We start from the raw sequence: 18,130 nt of genomic DNA on the forward strand, positions 1-18,130 counted from the left end.
TAACTTTAGTAACACACCTATTTATGGCTTTTGATAATAATTTTTTGAACACCCCTATATATCCTCCAAAGTTAAATGACATAGATGCTGCTTATCAATTGGAAGGCTCTGAAATAGTAGATTACACCCATTTTTCTTTGGCGTTAAGTAGCCGCACCAAATTTGCAATTTGGGTGGCATGGAATATAGATGGCAGAAACCTTAAAAAAGTCCCCCGAAAGGGTGCAAGCTTTTTTGAGGATTCAAGAATACCATCAGAGAACCAAGCAGGAAACCAATTGTACAAAAGCAATCCTTTAGATCGTGGCCACCTTGCCCGTAGAGTGGATTTAAACTGGGGCAGTTATGCCGAGGCGAAAAAAGCCAACTCTGATTCTTTTGTTTTCACCAATATAGCGCCACAAATGGACAGTTTTAACCAAAGTGGAAAAGGCGGTGTTTGGGGAGAACTTGAAAATTCCCTGTACGATCAAACAGAAATGGATCGGTCTCGTGTTAGCATTATTGGTGGGTGCATTTTTAATGAGGATGACCGTGAATACCGAGGTTATAAAATCCCTTCAGAATTCTACAAAACCATTATGTACGAAGAGAACGGAAAGCTAAAGACCAAATCATTTATATTGACGCAAGATTTAAGCAGGCTGTCCTTTCTTGATTTGGAAGCGTTTAAAACGTACGAAGTGGCTCCGTCTGAAATTGAAGCCAAATGCGACTTTACTTTTGACGAGGCTATTCACCAAGCCAATGAATTTAATTTAAATTCTATTATAACAACGGAACGTAAGCCTCTGACACTTTCTTCCGAAATTAACTGGTAACAATAAAAAAACGCCTACTGCTCAAAAGACGGTAGGCGTTTTCTAAGTATTCTTATAGGAGCACTACTCTACTCTTGGAGTTACCTCAAACTTTCTGAACATTATAGGACCGTGATCTCCTTGAATTAAAAACGGACCCGGCTCTCCTTCCTTACTATCTAGTGCCCCACCGGTTATTCCTGGAATATTTTGATCGTTTATAATCGTTTTTCCGTTTGCCACAATGGTCACACGACGACCAATTAACGTAATATCATACGTTTGCCACTCACTGGCATCATTAGCCGCCATTTCATTTGGGGTCAGAAAGCCGTAGATACCTCCAAACAATACACTTGAAGGGTCGGAACCCTTATCATCCGTAATCTGCACTTCGTAACGTCCTCTTAGATAAATACCGCTATTACTTCCAGATGGTACTTTAAATTCTGCATGTAATTTAAAGTCCTTGAACTTTTCTTCGGACACCAAGTTGGCACCAGACTTTGGACTGGATAGAATACCGTCTTCAACTACCCACTGGTTTTCCCCCATAGCTTTCCATCCGCTTAAATCCTTACCGTTAAAAAGCTCTTTGGTCTTACCCCATTTGGCTTTTGCTACGTAATCTAATTTTGGTGCCCTAACGGCGGTCCAACTATAAGGTTGCCCATCCGTATAAATCATAGTTCCCTTAAGACCTTCGCCATCCAAAGCTCCGGTAAAGGTCATATCCGTTCCTTCCGGCTCCCATTGCTTAGGTATAACAAAACTAAAAACATCATTATTTACCACCACTTCCGAAATTGGTCTTGCACTACCAAATGCATACACAAAACGACCTACCAAAGTATTTGTTCCGGAATGGGTAATCTCTAGCCACGAGGGAAGCTGGGTTCCATCCTTTTCTATTACCAAATCCCATTTTCCTTCTAATGGGTTTTCATCTTGCGCTTGTAACACATTTCCTGTCCACAGTAATAAAACTGTAGCTGCCATCATTAATCTTGACTTCATTTTCATTAATTGAGTTGTTTTTAGATTGGTGCGGTTAGCTGAGGTCCCCGTTACCAATGCTGAGTTAGTATAAGGTGCTAAATTTATAGATTATTTTTAATTCGGTAGCAGTTCCTCAGATGAAGTTGGGTGATTTTCAACTTCATCTTATTCATGTGGCTCAATATGAATTAACACATGGCCCAAATTTGGTATTTCCGATTTTAAATGGTCCTTTAGGTTATGGGCAATTTCATGTCCGTCCTTTACGGAAATAGTAGCATTTACCCTAGCGTGCAAATCTACGTGGTATTTCATTCCCGCTTTTCTAATGTAACATTTTTCAGTATCCAGCACTCCGCTCACTTCCATAGATTTTTCTCGGACCCTAATTAATATATCATCATATAATTGCTCGTCCATAATCTCACCAAGTGCAGGTCTAAAAATCAAATAGCTATTGTAAAGAATAAATACCGAAGCCAGTAAAGCTGCCCAATCATCCGCAGTTTCATACCCCTTACCAAAAATAATAGCTATTGAGATTCCAATAAAGGCCATTATAGAAGTTATGGCATCGCTTCTATGGTGCCAAGCATCGGCTTTTAATGAAGAGCTATGGGTCTCTTTACTTTTTTTGATGACCAAACGATAGAGAATTTCTTTCCATAAAATTATACCCGCTAAAACTATAAGCGTCCACGCTTTTGGAACCTTATGGGGTGTTTGTATGTTCTGTATACTCTCATAGGCAATAATGGTTGCCGAAGTCACTAAAAAGGCTACCACCCCAAAAGTAATTAAGGGCTCAATTTTACCATGACCGTACGGATGGTTGGAATCTGCCGGGCGTTTTGCGTACTTAAAACCCAATAAAACTAGAGCCGAAGAAAAAATATCCGTAGTAGACTCTATGGCATCGGCAATTAAAGCATAAGAGTTTCCAAAAATACCGGCAAGCCCTTTTATAAGTGCTAAAACCACATTCCCAAAAATACTAAGATAGGTGGTGCGTATGCCAATTTGCTCGTTGGTCATCATTGCTTTTTAGGTTACTCGTCATGTGAATTTTAAAGGTAGCAAATACATATGATTCACCTTGTATTTGCTTAACCGACACCTCTACTATTATGAAGTTTTAACTTTTCTTCAAAGTGCAGGAAATTTAAGTAACTTTAGAAGCCTTTCACAACTAAAACCAAAAATTAATGGCACACAAAAAAAACAACTCCTCAACCAGTTCAAGAAGATCCTTTATTAAAAAAGGAGCAATCGCATCCTCAATTTTCATTGTCCCCAGGCACGTTTTGGGCGGTATGGGCTACTTGGCCCCAAGCGACCGTTTAAACCTAGCTGCCATTGGCGCAGGGGGCAAAGGTTCTAGCGATATTTTTAATGCCTCCGTAAACGGCCGCGAAAAAGTAGCTGCTTTATGTGATGTAGATTTTGGCGGTTCTGCCAAAAAATCCGTAGAAAATTTTCCAAAGGCGAAGCTCTATGCCGATTACCGCAAAATGTTGGATAAAGAAAAGGGTATTGATGCTGTTACCATTTCCACACCTGATCACATTCACGGCCCAGCTGCAGCGTATGCTATGGAAAGAGGCATACATGTCTACGTACAGAAACCCATGACGCATAACATACGCGAGGCGCGAATCCTGACCCAAATGGCACGGGACAACAAAATTGTAAGTCAGATGGGAAACCAAGGAGGTTCCAATCCGCTTTTAGGTATGGTTCAAAAATGGATAGATGATGACGCTATTGGTGCCGTATCCAAAGTCCAGGTATGGACCAATCGTCCTGTATGGCCGCAAGGTGGTGCCATGCAAGCTCCAGACCCAAGTTTAAAACCAGATAGCCTAGACTGGAATCTTTGGCTAGGCCCGGCACCCGAAAAACCTTACACGCCCAACTTGCACCCTTTTAGCTGGAGAGGTTGGTGGGATTATGGTACTGGAGCCTTAGGTGATGTTGGTTGTCATTTGATAGATATTCCGTTTAGAACATTAGGATTAAAGTATCCTACGGATGCCGAGGCCAGTGTTAGTTCTGTATATTCACAAATGTGGAATGCGGACTACCATCCAGAAGGTTGCCCAGCTTCCTCGTTCATTACACTTCATTTTGATGCGACGGAAAAAACTAAAACTCCAATTGAAATGACCTGGAACGATGGTGGAATTAGACCTTCGCACCCAGATATTATACCGGCCAATAATGACATAGGTGGACCAGGAAGCTATAATGGAGTTCTTATCATTGGAGAAAAAGGAATTATCTCTACCAACATAAACGATAGTAGTCCGCTTACTCCAAAATTATACTTGAACGATGGTACAACTGATTTTGGTCCTGAAACTGAGCCTAACGAAGAACCTGAATACGGACATCAGCGCAAGTGGGTAGATGCCTGTAAAGCCGGTTTTGGCAGTGAAGAACATAAAGGTTTAACTTCCTCTTTCGATTATGCCGGTCCTATGACTGAAACCGTTCTTATGGGGAACTTGGCCATTAGAAGCTATTTGTTGAGAAAAGAAGACAGTGCAGGCAAAATGGATTTCTATGCCCGGAAAAAACTTTTATGGGACGGCGAAAACATGCGCATTACCAATCTAGAAGAAGCCAACCAATTTGTAGGTAGAACCTACCGTGATGGCTGGAAAGTTTAAATTGACACCTTGTAAAGATTGAAAAAAGGCGGGTTTAACAACCCGCCTTTTTATTTACAATTTTCCTTTCTCCTAGTATCTATAATGTAGATTATTTTCCAATCTTTCTCGTCCTCTTTTACCAATTGAAAAGAGTTGACCCCACAATGATGAAACGCACCATCGATTTTAAAGATATAAGGCGTCCAAGCATTGGCCATTGGACCATCTATTTGAATGGAATAATCAGTTATAACCTCTTCAAATTTTGTGCTTTCGGGAATACTGACTATCGATTTTAAAAAATCTGAAAACTCTTGGGTCTTTACTAGTGGGTTTCCTTTTTCATCCGTTGCAATGGTTTGCATGATTACGGTATTGGAAACTGTATTTTTAATTTGAACCGAATCTTGTTGATGAAATCCATCAAAAAAAGCTTCAATGGTCTTCTTAATGGCTATTTCTTCTGTTTCCTGAGCAGAAACGGACAATGAAAAAAGGCAGAACAGTATTTTAAAAATGTTTTTCATCGCTATCTGTTTTATCAAACTTAATAAATATTCCATTTAGTACTAGCAAGTTACCCACCCTTATATCTCTATATACTAGAAGGCAACGGCGTTTAGCCTCTAAACCCAACATTTTCCTTACATTTATCCCACCAAAACAAAACTACTATGTCAACGGCAAAGAAAGAATATAAGAGAGTAACGGTAAAGTCTTTAGTGGACATGAAAAAGCACGGCGAAAAAATATCTATGCTTACTGCATATGATTATTCTATGGCCAAGATTGTAGATTCTGCCAATGTAGATGTTATTCTTGTAGGTGATTCCGCAAGTAACGTTATGGCGGGCCACGAAACTACCCTGCCTATTACCTTAGATCAAATGATCTATCATGCTACTTCCGTTATTCGTGCTATAGAAAGAGCTTTGGTGGTTGTGGATATTCCTTTTGGGAGTTACCAGAGCGATCCTAAAGAAGCACTCCGCTCCGCTATTAGAATTATGAAAGAAAGTGGTGCACATGCCGTAAAACTGGAAGGTGGTGTAGAAATTAAAGAATCTGTAAAGAGAATATTGAATGCGGGCATACCGGTTATGGGCCACTTAGGGCTTACACCGCAGTCCATTTATAAGTTTGGCACCTATACGGTTCGCGCCAAAGAGGAAGAGGAAGCTGAAAAATTAATAGAAGATGCCAAACTCCTTGAGAAACTAGGGTGTTTTGCCATTGTTCTGGAGAAAATTCCGGCAGCATTGACCAAAAAAGTTTCCGAAAGTATTTCTATACCTACCATTGGTATTGGCGGTGGTAAGCATGCAGATGGACAAGTACTTGTAATTCATGATTTGTTAGGTATGACCCATGAGTTTAACCCAAGGTTTTTACGCCGTTATATGAATCTCTATGAAGAAATGGGAAGTGCCATTTCGCAATATGTTACCGATGTAAAGAACAGGGATTTCCCTAACGATGACGAGCAATACTAAGTCCGTTTTACCAACTCTAATTATTTGCTCCAGTGGCCAAAAAAGTTATTTCCGACCCCAAAAATCTATTGGTCCTATCCGAAGACAATCACCTGATTGCCATAAACAAGCGGCCGGGAGATATTGTGCAGGGCGATAAGACCGGGGATATGCCGCTTAGCGAGGTGGTTAAACTGTATATAAAAGAAAAGTACAATAAGCCGGGGAATGTTTATTTAGGGGTGGCCCATAGGCTAGACCGCCCCACTTCAGGTATTGTGGTCTTTTCAAAAACGTCAAAGGCCCTACCCCGTCTAAACAAATTGTTTGCCGAAAAAGAAGCAAAAAAGACCTATTGGGCCATCGTAAAAAATGCCCCTAGCAAAAGTCAAGACACCCTTACACATTGGTTAAAGCGTAATCCCAAACAAAATAAATCCTACGCCCATTCCAAAGAGGTTCCGGATAGCAAAAAAGCGGTTTTGGAATATAAGGTGATAAAAAAACTAGACCGTTATTTCCTTCTTGAAATAGATTTACATACCGGTCGCCATCACCAAATTAGGGCACAATTGGCTGCTATAGGTTGTCCTATAAAAGGAGATTTAAAATACGGTTTTGACCGAAGCAATCCCAATGCCAGTATTCATTTGCACGCCCGTAAACTAAAGTTTGTGCATCCAGTAAAAAAAGAAGCTTTAGAAATAGTGGCCCCGCCCCCTAATGACCCAGTTTGGAACGCTTGTTGTTAAAAACAGTATATTTAACTGTATAAACACAAGACCATGATCAGAAGAACACTAATCCTTTGCAGTCTTGTACTGCTTGCCTCATGCGGTACTTATAATTCAATAGACACTTTCTACAACGCCCACAAAGAAGACGACCATGTAACGGCCGTACGGGTACCCCGTTTTATGCTCTCGCTCATTAGTGGCATCTCTCCCGAAATGAAATCCCTTGTTGGCAATACCAAAGATTTGCGTTACATGTCTTTTCCCAGCACAACTGCTGCGAAAACCGAATTTTTAAACAAACAAATGAACGGCATAACGGGCAGTTCTTTTATTGAAGTATACCGAAAAAACGATGAACTAAAGCGTAATGTGGTAAGCATACGTGAAAAAAGAGATGCCGTAAAAGAAATCCTGATTTATAATAACAATAATCAAAATGGTTCTTTTCTATATTTTAACGGGAACTTTGACCCGGTAAAAGTGCGTCAAATGGCGCAGAACGAAGAATTTCAAAAACTGGGAGATGGACTTATCAACCAATATCAGGGTGGAAATTTTACTCCTGGCACCAACCAAGAAAAAAGTAATTAAATAGCTTACCGTCGATTTTATCTATAAGCCATGAATAGAATAGTTAATTTCCAACAGGAATAAGGTTAGCTTTCTATTTATCATTTACAGACTTAGACTTGAATGCATTCTAAAAAATGCTCGTAAGGAAATCTATTCTTATGAGCGTTTTTTTTGGTTACTTTGCAGAATCATACTAATTAGTATCTTTTATGGGCAAAGCATCAAACACACGTAACACTATCCTTCAGAAGTCTTTTCAACTCATATATAAAAAAGGGTACCAAACCACCAGTATTGATGAAATAATTGCTACCACACAAGTTACTAAAGGTGCCTTCTACTATCATTTCAAAACAAAAGATGAAATGGGAATAGCAATTATAAACGAAATCGTTAAGCCAGAGATACAGTCGGCATTTCTAGCCCCATTGCAAAATTCCAAAGACCCAACAGAAGGTATTTACGCTTTAATAAAATCTCTTTTGCTGGAAACTCCTTTCTTACAATTTGAAAATGGCTGTCCCATAAGCAACTTAGCCCAAGAGATGACACCATGGAACCCTAAATTTTCCGAAGCACTTAATGAATTGGTAATGGAATGGCAAACAAGTCTAGAAAATAGCATACAAATAGGAATTGACAGCGGAGCTTTATCTGGAAATGCAAACCCAAAACAGGTAGCCCATTTTATACTATCTGGCTATTGGGGCGTTCGTAACTTGGGAAAAATATTTAACAGTGCAGACATTTATCATTCTTATTTAGAAGAACTTAAAACATATTTAGACCACCTGAAATAACTTAGACAAACAAAAACATACTATGTAGTATGTTTTTTATTAGATTTGCATTGATCTTAATGAAACACCAATGTATCAATCGCTCCTGTACTATCATTCTATCATACGATGGTTTGTTCTTGCTTCTCTAATCATCTCTATTTTTAAGGCCTATAGAGGTTATTTTCAAAACTTAAAATTCTCCAAACTTGATAATCTCATTAGACATTGGACGGCGACAATTGCTCACCTTCAACTTGTAATCGGCCTTATTCTTTACTCCCAAAGTCCTATGATAAAATATTTTTGGAAGAATTTAGATGAAGCCGTAAACAACCTTGAAGCCCTATTTTATAGCTTATTGCACATGATTCTAATGTTATCTGCAATAGTCTTGATTACTATTGGTTCTGCTGTAGCAAAACGAAAACCAACGGATAAAGAAAAATTCCGGACCATTCTCATCTGGTTCCTAATTGCCCTATGTATCATATGTATTGCCATCCCATGGCCATTTTCACCATTAGCAAACAGACCTTATATCAGATAATTATGAAGAATTTACTTAACTCAAAAGTGGGTCGTTTACGTATAATTGGCTTCATAGAAGGCATTTCACTTTTGGTGCTTATTTTCATTGCTGCACCTATGAAACATTATTTTAACGAACCAAGTCTAACAAAATCATTAGGCCCTATTCACGGTGCTATTTTCATGCTCTTTGTTATAAATACCTTGAGCGTTGGAATTGAGCAAAATTGGAGATTCCGAACCACAACTTGGAAAGTAATTTTAGCGTGTTTTATTCCATTCGGCACTTTTTATATTGACAATAAAATCCTTAGCAAACTGCAACCGTAAGTTCCTTTCTGATTCTTACTTATTTCTAAAACAATCACTATTTACACAAACCGGCCTATTAAATTTTAAAACATGGTACACGTTTTTAAAACGAGCGTTCAAAACAAAAACCAAGTCGCCAACTTAAAACCGTATTTAGACGTTTTATTTGGCGAATCTCACTGGAATTTTGATCTAGAGGATTGCGATAATATTCTTCGCATAGAGAGCAAAAACTGCTCAAACAAAACCGTTATAGATTTATTGAAAATTCAGAATTTCAACTGTAAGGAACTCGAATAAATATGATTTGCATCCTTCGTTTCTTTACTGGAAAACTTACCTGTACGACCGGACACTCTCCACGATAACCGAGGTAAGTATCAAACATCCACCTATAACGGTAGACCATGCCGGGATTTCCGATAGGACCAAAGCACCGATTAGGATTCCATAAACCGGTTGAATACTACTTAAAATACTAATAGTGGTAATAGAAAAGTATTTGAAACAATTTACGAACATGGTATGACCAAAGACCGTAGTCACTACCGCCAATCCTAACAGTCCCGCCCATTGGCTAGGTATAGCTTCTAGTTCGTAATAAAAAAAAGCTGGCGCAAGCATTAAACAAATTATTGCCATTTGATACACCATTAAAACCGATCCTGGATAAGTATCTACCTGTTTCTTAAGTATTAAATTACGGACGGCGTAGCACAGTGCAGAAAACACACCAAAACCAATGGCCACGGTATAACTATTCTCAAAACTAAAATCAGGCACCAAGAAATAGATGCCACAAAGCACCAAAACTCCCAACAACAAATGCATTTTCTGAAACCTTGTCTTAAGAAACAGGGGCTCTAAAAAAGCGGTAATCACAGGATACGTAAATAATGAAAGCATACCTATGGCCACATTGGATTTTTGTAAAGCCATAAAATAAGCCAACCAATGCACCCCCATAAGGACTCCGCTTACTAGTACCGGCATCCTATCTTTACTACTCAACCCAAATGAAATTCCCTTTACACGGCAATAGAGAAACAACAGCAGAAGTGCTATTAAAGATCTAATACCAATGGTTATAGGTACGGGCAGCTCTATAAACCTACCTAAAGGACCAGAAGTGCTTAATAGCACCATGGCCAAGTTAATTTCCAGAAAGTTCTTGATGTTAAAAGAAGTATTGGACCCCAAATGTTATCTTTTTACGGCCATAGCCTTTTCACGAATAATTTCTGCCACAGGTCTGTTTTCTAAATGACTTTCTAACCAAGAAATAATATCTAAGTACAGAAAAGCCCTCTTTTCATAAGGATGATCCTCATATTTTTTAAGCTCCGTGTGCAATTTTTGAAATTCGTTTTTTAGTTCGTTGGGGAAAATGTTTCCGAGGTTTCTTAGAAACTTTATCATCTCTTTTTGAACCGCGTGTAGATCGTTCATCTTTAAAAGAAACTTATAGGTACTCTTTAACTGAATTTCTAAATGATAGTCCATTCCCGCCTCATAATGCGCCACCAAACTTAAAACCCGTGCGAAACACATGAGGTCTTCCCTCATTTTCAAGTTCTTGTTATTTATTATTTTCTTCAGGTATTGTATACAAGTTTTATTATCGCCAATTCCAAAATACAAACAGGCTATTTTATAGTATAACACCATGATATGATGAGCATCTATACGGTCTTTGTGCTTATTTATTCCGTATTCAACAATTTTAACCAGATACAGGCCCTTATTAAAAGTCCCTTCCAAAAAATGAAGGTTTAATTTATTCGCATTAATGTACAGAAATGATAAGGACGCAATGTTATCGTTTTTTGGAAAACTCTTACTCTCCACTACGGCTTCCAACCTTTCCAAAACTTCCCTAAAGTGAGAACTGTATTTTACATAAAAAATAGATTCTAGCAAATAGTGATTTCCCTTTAAAAAGAAAACCGGATTAAGATGTATTTGCTCTTCATGCTCATAAAAAAGATCTACCCATTTAGTAGCATACTTGTAAGAAGACAGAAAATCTTGGGTTAAAAAACTGTACCAAAGATGTGCCTTATATAACCATAATTTCTCCCTAAAACCTAAATTTTTTAATTGATATTTGGGCAAATGGGTTTCAAAATAAGTCTTTACACGATTATAGTCTTCATCACTTCTAACATAGCCTACTTTTAACATAATACCGTATAACTGCAAAGAAAGATTAGACAATTTACTGGTCATTACATTCTGTGCGGAAAGCTCTTTGGCCTGTATGGCCAACTCATCTGCCCTATCGGGAATACTACGGGTAATATACTGGGTTTCAATAATTTTCTCCAGTTCCACTATTTCGTAAGCTATATTCTTCTCTTCGTTCTCTATGGCGGTAGATTTTGCCTTGTCAAGAATCTTCAGGCTTTGTTTGTAAAGTCCCTTTTGATAAAGAATTGTGGCAAAATCTAATTGTTCCCGTATTTGAACCCGGATATTTTGGTTCACCGGATTCAACCTTAAGCTCACCAAAATTTGTTTATATAGGTGCGCTTTAAGATTAGATAATTGTGCTTTTTTAACGATTCCGCTATCCAAAATCGCCTTTTCGTCATACTTTCTAAGCTTGTCCATTAGGTTGAACAAAGCCAAGAATTTAGCATCGGTATTTACCCCCAATCGCCCCACGTATAATTTGAATTGGCGCTTTTCGGATTTTGAAAGAGATTTCACCAGCACGAACAAAGCATCTCTGTGCGCATTTGTCATCGTAAAAAATATTATTTAATTTACTTATTATCAATATATTAAACAACCAAAAAACCAGCTTAACGTTGTACTATTTAATGCAGGTACTAGGTGGTTCGCTCTATTGGTTATATATTCGTATTGAACTTTATTGCCATTTTTTGTTTGGATCCTAACATATAGACGTTTGTACAATAATCTACCCATTTTGGCAAAAGACAGGGCTAAGGTTATTAAAAAATGTTGATATAACAGTACAAAATATGATATTTGTAGACAAAGAAATTATTGCAAGCAGTTCCTAAGTTAGCTAAACTACAAGATATAATGAGTAAAGATAAGGTACAAATTTTTGATACAACACTTCGTGATGGTGAGCAGGTGCCCGGTTGTAAATTAGATGCTGAACAAAAATTAGTAATCGCTGAACGACTGGATTATTTAGGAGTAGATATTATTGAGGCTGGTTTTCCTGTATCGAGTCCCGGTGATTTCAAATCCGTTACCCAGATATCACAACTCGTTAAAAATGCTACTGTTTGCGGACTTACCCGTGCGGTAAAGAAAGACATTGAAGTTGCTGCAGACGCACTTAAACATGCCAAAAGGCCCCGTATACATACAGGTATAGGAACTTCTGATTCACACATAAAATTCAAGTTCAATTCCAATAGGGATGCCATAATCGAAAGAGCTGTAGATGCCGTAAGTTATGCCAAAACTTTTGTTGAGGATGTTGAATTTTATGCTGAAGATGCCGGCCGAACCGACAACGAGTTCTTGGCCAGGGTCTGTGAAGCTGTAGTGAAGGCAGGTGCCACTGTTTTGAATATTCCAGATACAACAGGATATTGTTTGCCAGAAGAATATGGTGCTAAAATGAAATATTTAAAAGAAAATGTAACCGGAATACATAAGGCTACACTTTCTTGTCATTGCCATAATGATTTAGGTTTGGCAACAGCAAACTCCATTGCCGGCGTTATAAACGGTGCCCGCCAAATAGAATGTACTATTAATGGTATTGGCGAACGTGCCGGAAATACTTCTTTGGAAGAAGTTGTAATGATTTTACGTCAGCATCCTAGCTTAAACCTAGACACCAACATTAACAGTAAATTGCTTTTTGACACAAGCCAAATGGTTTCTCAAAAAATGGGAATGATGGTACAGCCCAACAAGGCTATTGTAGGTGCTAATGCTTTTGCCCATAGTTCTGGAATTCACCAAGATGGTGTCATAAAAAATAGGGAGACTTACGAAATTATTGACCCGGCGGATGTTGGTGTTAACGAATCATCTATTGTTCTTACCGCAAGAAGCGGTAGAGCTGCTTTGGCTTACAGGGCCAAATTAGTAGGATATGAGTTGACAAAACTTCAACTAGACGAGGTATATCAAGAGTTCTTAAAATTTGCGGATAGCCACAAAGAAATTTCGGATCAAGATATTCCAAAAATCATTGAGGCCAGCAATATTACTATAGAGAGTATTTCCTAAGCAAATATACTGGAGGTCTGATCCTTTTATATTTTAATCTTTTTTTAGCCTTAATGTCCTAAAAATTTTTAATCTTAGCTTCTTATGATTAAAATCACTTTCTTGTAGGTTTTATTCAGGTAGCACTTTAAAAATTCTCTAGATGCAGCTAAAAATTGCCCTCCTTGGCGGTGACGGGATAGGTCCAGAAGTATTGGCCCAATCCGTGAAATGCCTTAAAGCGATCGAAGAAACGTTCAACCATAGGTTTGAACTTGTTGAAGCGCCCGTTGGTGCTATTGCCATGTCCGGATCAGGAAGGCCTTTACCGGACAAAACCTTACAACTGTGCAGAGAATCCGATGCTATTCTTTTTGGCTCTATTGGCGCCTTGGAATACGATAACAATCCCGAAGCTAAAGTACGGCCCGAACAAGGACTATTGCGTTTGCGCAAAGAACTTGGTCTTTTTGCCAGTATTAGACCCATAAAAATGTTTCCTGCATTTTTGGACAACTCTCCGCTTAAAAGAAATATTGTAGACAATACCGATCTTGTTATTTTCAGGGAGTTGACGGGAGGCATTTATTTTGGAGAAAAAACATTGAGTGCAGATGGTACAACTGCATCCGACCTTTGCTCCTATTCCGAAGAAGAGATAAGCCGTATTGCACATTTAGCGTTCAAAACCGCTAAAAAAAGACGCAAAAAACTGACTTTAGTGGATAAGGCCAATGTATTGGAATCCTCTAGACTTTGGAGAAAAACGGTAACGGATATCTCAAAAAGTTATCCGGAAGTTACTTTAGAGTGCCTTTTTATTGATAATGCAGCAGTGCAAATGATGCTCAACCCGCGCCAATTTGATGTGGTTTTAACGGATAACATGTTTGGTGATATCCTATCCGATCAAGGGAGTGTTATTCTTGGTTCCGTGGGATTGTTACCTTCAGCATCCGTAGGTGCCGAAAACGCCATGTTTGAGCCTTTTCACGGTTCATACCCTCAAGCAAAAGGAAAGAACATTGCCAACCCTGTAGCATCTATTTTAAGTACAGCTATGTTGTTGCAACATTTTAATCTAAACGAAGAAGCCAATGCCATTGTGGCTGCCGTTCACAAGTCTTTTATGAAGAAGGTAGTTACCACAGATGTTCTGGGCAGCAGTAAATACGGAACGGATTATGTAGGCGATTTTATATCGGAAAATATTGTAGAATCTGATGAAAACCCAAGCATAAACGACGAGAATATCGGTTTGGGAAAATCTACCATTATTTAATTTCTACTCATTCGCCAACATTTTTACGTACGTATCAAATTCCTTTTTGAACTTGGTATATTTATCTCCGGTTGCAGGACCGTTAAATCCAGTATGGATTTTTCTTACTTCTCCTTTTTTATCAATGAACAAAGTGGTAGGGTACGACAGGACCTGGTTTAACATTGGTAATTTTTGTTGCGCTTCCTCTTTATCCGATGAACCATACTGAGCCAATAGAATTGGATAATCTACTCCTATACGCTGTCTCAAACGCTCAATACTCTTAAAGGCAAGTTCCTTTGTTTTAGCATACTCGAACGCCAAGGCCACTACCTCTAAGTCTTCTACCCTATTTTCATTTAAATAATTGACATAAAATTTAGTCTCATCCAGACAATTGGGGCACCATGAGCCCATAATTTGCACTAGAACAACTTTATCCTGAAACCTTTTATCCGTTAATGAAACCATATTTCCTTTTGCATCCGGAAAAGAAAACGCAAATTTATCATAGCCTTTCTTTAAAAATGTAAGTGAGTCCGCGTCCGGAAGCTCAAAACTTTCGTTTCTTTTAGCTACAAAAGGCTCCTTAAAATGATTGTCCGAATAAAAAATACCGTTCAAAGTACTGTCCGTTATCTGAGCTTTGAACAAAAAGGCATGAGCTCCGTCAAAAGCTGATAGTTTTAAAGAATCTCCCGTTACCACTCCGTCCAAATACCTATAGTCGCCAGTGGTAGTTCTAAAAGTTCCAATTACCTTGCCAGCATTTTCAGCAAAAATTCCTTTTCCCATGTAACTCTCCGACGTATTAGGACTAAATTCCGTTTCCCAAATACCTGAAACATTTACAGAAGCTGGCTGAGTAATGGAAAAGCGGTCTTCCTCTCCAAAAATCGCCTCGAATGACACTACCCTATCCAAGCTTTCTTTTACAAAGCTCCCTTCTATGCGCTTTTCGTTAAATTTACCCGAAATGTAACCCTCAAATACCGGGGTTTGAATCCGTATGGAATCACCCTTTATAACAATCTCATCTACTGTTATTACTTCGGTGGCGTTATAAATTTCCATTACGTACGCACCGCTCTCCGCTTTTTTCAGATTAAAATTAAAAGGAAGCTTTTCTCCGTCCATAACTTGCAATTTCCCCAACCAAATACCTTCGGACAGCCCCTGTATCTTCTCTTCCTTACAGGAAACCAACACCATTACCGCTATCCACAAAAACATTAATCTCTTCATTATCACTTATTTTCTTTTACAATCGGAATACATGCCAAAAACTTACAACAAAAAAATGAGTAATTCAGTAGCGCTGTGTATTGAATGTCTTAAAGCATTGTTTTATCTTTACCGCCACTAAAACTTACCGATGCAGATTTCATACAACTGGTTAAAAGATTTTCTTAAACTTGATTGGGATTCCCAGAAAACAGGTGAACTTTTAACCGATTTAGGTCTTGAAGTAGAAGGAATCACTCCTTTTGAGTCTATAAAAGGAGGATTAAAGGGTATTGTAGTAGGACATGTGCTTACTTGCGAAAAGCACCCAAATGCCGACAAACTTAAAGTTACTACCGTAGATATTGGTACCGGCACACCGTTAAATATAGTTTGTGGTGCTCCCAATGTGGCAAAGGGCCAAAAGGTTCCTGTAGCTACTGTTGGCACTACTCTATACACCCCAGAAGGAAAAGCTTGGAAAATAGGAAAAGGGAAAATTCGTGGAGAAGAAAGCCATGGTATGATATGTGCCGAAGATGAACTGGGCCTAGGTTCTAGTCATGAAGGTATTCTTGTATTGGACTCCAAACTTAAACCGGGCACCCCTTGTTCCGAGATTTTTGATGTTGAGATAGATGAAGTTTTTGAAATTGGCCTTACTCCCAATCGTGCGGACGCCATGAGTCATTACGGTGTAGCAAGGGATTTAAAAGCCGGTTTAAAACAAAAAGAAATTACCAAAGAGCTGATCACTCCATCCATCAGTCATTTTAATATAGACAACCGTTCTCTTAAGTTACAGGTTCAGGTAGATGACAGCAAATTGGTACCGCGTTATGCAGGTATCACCCTAAGTAATTTAAAGGTTAAGCCATCTCCTACCTGGTTACAGAATAGATTGCGTGCCATAGGCATTAATCCTACAAACAATATTGTAGATGCTACCAATTATGTGCTACATGATTTAGGACAGCCGCTGCATGCTTTTGATGCCGATCGTATTCATGGTAAAAAAGTAATAGTAAAAACACTTCCTGCCGGAACCAAATTCATGACACTGGATGGTGAAGAGCGGGAACTACATGAAGATGACCTTATGATCTGTGATTCTGAAAAACCTATGTGTATTGCGGGGGTTTTTGGAGGAATAAACACAGGAGTAACAGAAAAAACAACTTCCATTTTTCTTGAGAGCGCCTATTTTAATCCCGTAGCAATTAGAAAAACTGCTAAAAGACACGGGTTGAATACCGATGCTTCGTTCCGGTTTGAACGAGGTATTGATATAGAAAATGTAGAATACGCCCTTAAACGGGCCGCTCTATTGATAAAGGAAATTGCCGGAGGTGACATTACTTCGGACATAATTGATTTTTACCCAAAAAGATTTGATGAACATCAGGTTTTTCTAACGTTCAAAAAAACATACTCGCTTGTAGGTGAAGAAATTCCGCAGGATACCATTAAATCTATTTTAGCTTCTTTGGACATCAAGGTAAAAAGTGTTACCGAAGCTGGCCTTGGGCTTTCCATACCTACTTACCGGGTAGACGTACAACGTGAAGTAGATGTTATAGAAGAAATTTTACGTGTTTACGGCTATAACAACATCAACTTTGGTACAAAACTAAACGCCTCAACAGCGCTTGTCTCCAAGTTTGATGATTATAAGCTACAGAGCATAATAGGAGACTTTTTAGCCTCACAAGGTTTCTATGAAATCATGACCAATAGCTTAACAGCTCCGGGTAACGCACAAATGCTGGAAGACAATGCTCCTGAGGAAAGTGTAACAATGTTGAATCCGTTGAGCAACGACCTCTCCGTTTTGCGTCGCTCCATGTTATTTACCGGGTTGGAAACCATTTTATACAACAACAACAGAAAGAAATTAAACCTTAAGTTGTTTGAATTTGGTAAAACCTACGAACAGAAAAAGTCTAAATATATAGAAGACAAACACCTTTGTCTTTATTTGACCGGAAACCGTAATGAAGGTGGTTGGGCCGGTACGGATAAAGTGAACGATTTCTTTTTCTTGAAATCCATCGTTACTAATATTTTAAACCGTCTTGGTATAACCAACGCCACACCAGAACCTACTTCCAACACCTCATTATCCGAAGGTTTAAGCTTAAAAGTTGGAGCCAAGGAATTGGTTTCTTTTGGTATTGTTAAAAAGTCGATTCTTAAAAAAATGAGCCTTAAACAAGAGGTTCTTTATGCTGATTTTAACTGGGGCAATGTTATATCCTATGCGGAGAAAAATAGCATTACCTATCGTGAAATACCCAAATACCCTGAGGTAAAGCGAGATTTTGCCCTTCTATTGGATGATTCCGTTACTTTCCAAAACGTGTACGAACTAGGCAGAAAAACAGAAAAAAAGCTATTGAAGAATATCAATCTTTTTGACGTATATACTGGAGATAAACTGCCCAAAGGCAAAAAATCATATGCTGTAAGCTTCACATTACAAGATAGCCAACGTACGTTAACGGACAAGCAAATAGACCGCATTATGGGCAAGCTTGAAAAAACCTACCAAAACGAATTAGGGGCCGAATTACGGTAAT

The 18,130-nt window shown here is 38.6% G+C and carries 17 protein-coding genes; 11 read left to right on the forward strand and 6 right to left on the reverse strand.

Features of this window, described 5'->3' with window-relative positions:
* The first annotated feature begins 23 nt into the window (after positions 1-23).
* Positions 24-821 (forward strand): DNA/RNA non-specific endonuclease, encoded by a 798-nt coding sequence (locus KO513_RS17545; RefSeq protein WP_215914543.1) that lies wholly within the window; start codon positions 24-26, stop codon positions 819-821.
* Positions 822-884: 63 nt separating this feature from the next.
* On the opposite strand, the gene KO513_RS17550 is transcribed toward KO513_RS17545, so the two are convergent.
* The gene (locus tag KO513_RS17550) at positions 885-1,817 is read right to left on the reverse strand and encodes a 3-keto-disaccharide hydrolase (protein WP_215914544.1); all 933 of its coding nucleotides are present in this window, start codon (positions 1,815-1,817) and stop codon (positions 885-887) included.
* A 147-nt stretch (positions 1,818-1,964) separates the two neighbouring features.
* Positions 1,965-2,834 (reverse strand): cation diffusion facilitator family transporter, encoded by an 870-nt coding sequence (locus KO513_RS17555; RefSeq protein ID WP_215914842.1) that lies wholly within the window; start codon positions 2,832-2,834, stop codon positions 1,965-1,967.
* Positions 2,835-3,004: 170 nt separating this feature from the next.
* On the opposite strand from KO513_RS17555, the gene KO513_RS17560 reads away from it, so the two are divergent.
* Positions 3,005-4,471 carry a Gfo/Idh/MocA family protein gene (locus KO513_RS17560; RefSeq protein ID WP_215914545.1) on the forward strand — a complete coding sequence of 489 codons (1,467 nt, stop codon included), beginning with the start codon at positions 3,005-3,007 and terminating at the stop codon, positions 4,469-4,471.
* 50 nt (positions 4,472-4,521) lie between these two features.
* On the opposite strand, the gene KO513_RS17565 is transcribed toward KO513_RS17560, so the two are convergent.
* Positions 4,522-4,980, reverse strand: coding sequence for a nuclear transport factor 2 family protein (locus KO513_RS17565; RefSeq protein ID WP_215439132.1), 459 nt, complete (start codon positions 4,978-4,980; stop codon positions 4,522-4,524).
* 147 nt (positions 4,981-5,127) lie between these two features.
* Between KO513_RS17565 and panB the strand changes: the two genes are divergently transcribed.
* From panB to KO513_RS17595, 6 genes are all read left to right on the forward strand, one after another.
* Entirely contained in the window at positions 5,128-5,946 is an 819-nt protein-coding gene (gene panB / locus KO513_RS17570) for a 3-methyl-2-oxobutanoate hydroxymethyltransferase (RefSeq protein WP_215439130.1), read from the forward strand.
* 32 nt (positions 5,947-5,978) lie between these two features.
* On the forward strand, positions 5,979-6,677 hold the full coding sequence (locus KO513_RS17575) for an RluA family pseudouridine synthase (protein WP_215914546.1): 699 nt from the start codon (positions 5,979-5,981) through the stop codon (positions 6,675-6,677).
* A gap of 33 nt (positions 6,678-6,710) precedes the next feature.
* Positions 6,711-7,253: a DUF4252 domain-containing protein gene (locus KO513_RS17580; protein WP_215439126.1), complete on the forward strand. Its 543-nt coding sequence runs from the start codon at positions 6,711-6,713 to the stop codon at positions 7,251-7,253.
* A 191-nt stretch (positions 7,254-7,444) separates the two neighbouring features.
* Positions 7,445-8,035, forward strand: coding sequence for a TetR/AcrR family transcriptional regulator (locus tag KO513_RS17585; protein ID WP_215439124.1), 591 nt, complete (start codon positions 7,445-7,447; stop codon positions 8,033-8,035).
* Positions 8,036-8,105: 70 nt separating this feature from the next.
* Positions 8,106-8,564, forward strand: coding sequence for a hypothetical protein (locus KO513_RS17590; RefSeq protein WP_215914547.1), 459 nt, complete (start codon positions 8,106-8,108; stop codon positions 8,562-8,564).
* A gap of 2 nt (positions 8,565-8,566) precedes the next feature.
* The gene (locus KO513_RS17595; RefSeq protein WP_215914548.1) at positions 8,567-8,875 is read left to right on the forward strand and encodes a DUF3817 domain-containing protein; all 309 of its coding nucleotides are present in this window, start codon (positions 8,567-8,569) and stop codon (positions 8,873-8,875) included.
* Positions 8,876-9,193: 318 nt separating this feature from the next.
* Here the strand turns inward: KO513_RS17595 and KO513_RS17600 are convergent, their stop codons facing one another.
* Positions 9,194-10,057, reverse strand: coding sequence for a DMT family transporter (locus tag KO513_RS17600; RefSeq protein ID WP_252735944.1), 864 nt, complete (start codon positions 10,055-10,057; stop codon positions 9,194-9,196).
* A 3-nt stretch (positions 10,058-10,060) separates the two neighbouring features.
* On the reverse strand, positions 10,061-11,605 hold the full coding sequence (locus KO513_RS17605) for a hypothetical protein (protein WP_215914549.1): 1,545 nt from the start codon (positions 11,603-11,605) through the stop codon (positions 10,061-10,063).
* A 306-nt stretch (positions 11,606-11,911) separates the two neighbouring features.
* On the opposite strand from KO513_RS17605, the gene KO513_RS17610 reads away from it, so the two are divergent.
* Together KO513_RS17610 and leuB are read left to right on the forward strand one after the other, a co-directional pair.
* Entirely contained in the window at positions 11,912-13,084 is a 1,173-nt protein-coding gene (locus tag KO513_RS17610; protein WP_215914550.1) for a 2-isopropylmalate synthase, read from the forward strand.
* A gap of 142 nt (positions 13,085-13,226) precedes the next feature.
* Entirely contained in the window at positions 13,227-14,345 is a 1,119-nt protein-coding gene (leuB, locus tag KO513_RS17615; protein WP_215439112.1) for a 3-isopropylmalate dehydrogenase, read from the forward strand.
* A 3-nt stretch (positions 14,346-14,348) separates the two neighbouring features.
* Here the strand turns inward: leuB and KO513_RS17620 are convergent, their stop codons facing one another.
* Positions 14,349-15,572 (reverse strand): TlpA disulfide reductase family protein, encoded by a 1,224-nt coding sequence (locus KO513_RS17620; protein ID WP_215914551.1) that lies wholly within the window; start codon positions 15,570-15,572, stop codon positions 14,349-14,351.
* Positions 15,573-15,702: 130 nt separating this feature from the next.
* On the opposite strand from KO513_RS17620, the gene pheT reads away from it, so the two are divergent.
* Positions 15,703-18,129 (forward strand): phenylalanine--tRNA ligase subunit beta, encoded by a 2,427-nt coding sequence (gene pheT, locus KO513_RS17625; protein WP_215914552.1) that lies wholly within the window; start codon positions 15,703-15,705, stop codon positions 18,127-18,129.
* Position 18,130: the final 1 nt, after the last annotated feature.

It is taken from the genome of Zobellia sp. B3R18, assembly GCF_018860715.1.
GTDB classification, from domain to species: Bacteria; Bacteroidota; Bacteroidia; order Flavobacteriales; family Flavobacteriaceae; genus Zobellia; species Zobellia russellii.

Bases quoted from the DNA above. Each gene is read 5' to 3' on its own strand.
- KO513_RS17545 (WP_215914543.1), top strand. From the start codon at position 24: ATGGCTTTTGATAATAATTTTTTGAACACCCCTATATATCCTCCAAAG.
- KO513_RS17550 (WP_215914544.1), bottom strand. From the start codon at position 1,817: ATGAAGTCAAGATTAATGATGGCAGCTACAGTTTTATTACTGTGGACA.
- KO513_RS17555 (WP_215914842.1), bottom strand. From the start codon at position 2,834: ATGACCAACGAGCAAATTGGCATACGCACCACCTATCTTAGTATTTTT.
- KO513_RS17560 (WP_215914545.1), top strand. From the start codon at position 3,005: ATGGCACACAAAAAAAACAACTCCTCAACCAGTTCAAGAAGATCCTTT.
- KO513_RS17565 (WP_215439132.1), bottom strand. From the start codon at position 4,980: ATGAAAAACATTTTTAAAATACTGTTCTGCCTTTTTTCATTGTCCGTT.
- panB (WP_215439130.1), top strand. From the start codon at position 5,128: ATGTCAACGGCAAAGAAAGAATATAAGAGAGTAACGGTAAAGTCTTTA.
- KO513_RS17580 (WP_215439126.1), top strand. From the start codon at position 6,711: ATGATCAGAAGAACACTAATCCTTTGCAGTCTTGTACTGCTTGCCTCA.
- KO513_RS17585 (WP_215439124.1), top strand. From the start codon at position 7,445: ATGGGCAAAGCATCAAACACACGTAACACTATCCTTCAGAAGTCTTTT.
- KO513_RS17590 (WP_215914547.1), top strand. From the start codon at position 8,106: ATGTATCAATCGCTCCTGTACTATCATTCTATCATACGATGGTTTGTT.
- KO513_RS17595 (WP_215914548.1), top strand. From the start codon at position 8,567: ATGAAGAATTTACTTAACTCAAAAGTGGGTCGTTTACGTATAATTGGC.
- KO513_RS17605 (WP_215914549.1), bottom strand. From the start codon at position 11,605: ATGACAAATGCGCACAGAGATGCTTTGTTCGTGCTGGTGAAATCTCTT.
- KO513_RS17610 (WP_215914550.1), top strand. From the start codon at position 11,912: ATGAGTAAAGATAAGGTACAAATTTTTGATACAACACTTCGTGATGGT.
- leuB (WP_215439112.1), top strand. From the start codon at position 13,227: ATGCAGCTAAAAATTGCCCTCCTTGGCGGTGACGGGATAGGTCCAGAA.
- KO513_RS17620 (WP_215914551.1), bottom strand. From the start codon at position 15,572: ATGAAGAGATTAATGTTTTTGTGGATAGCGGTAATGGTGTTGGTTTCC.
- pheT (WP_215914552.1), top strand. From the start codon at position 15,703: ATGCAGATTTCATACAACTGGTTAAAAGATTTTCTTAAACTTGATTGG.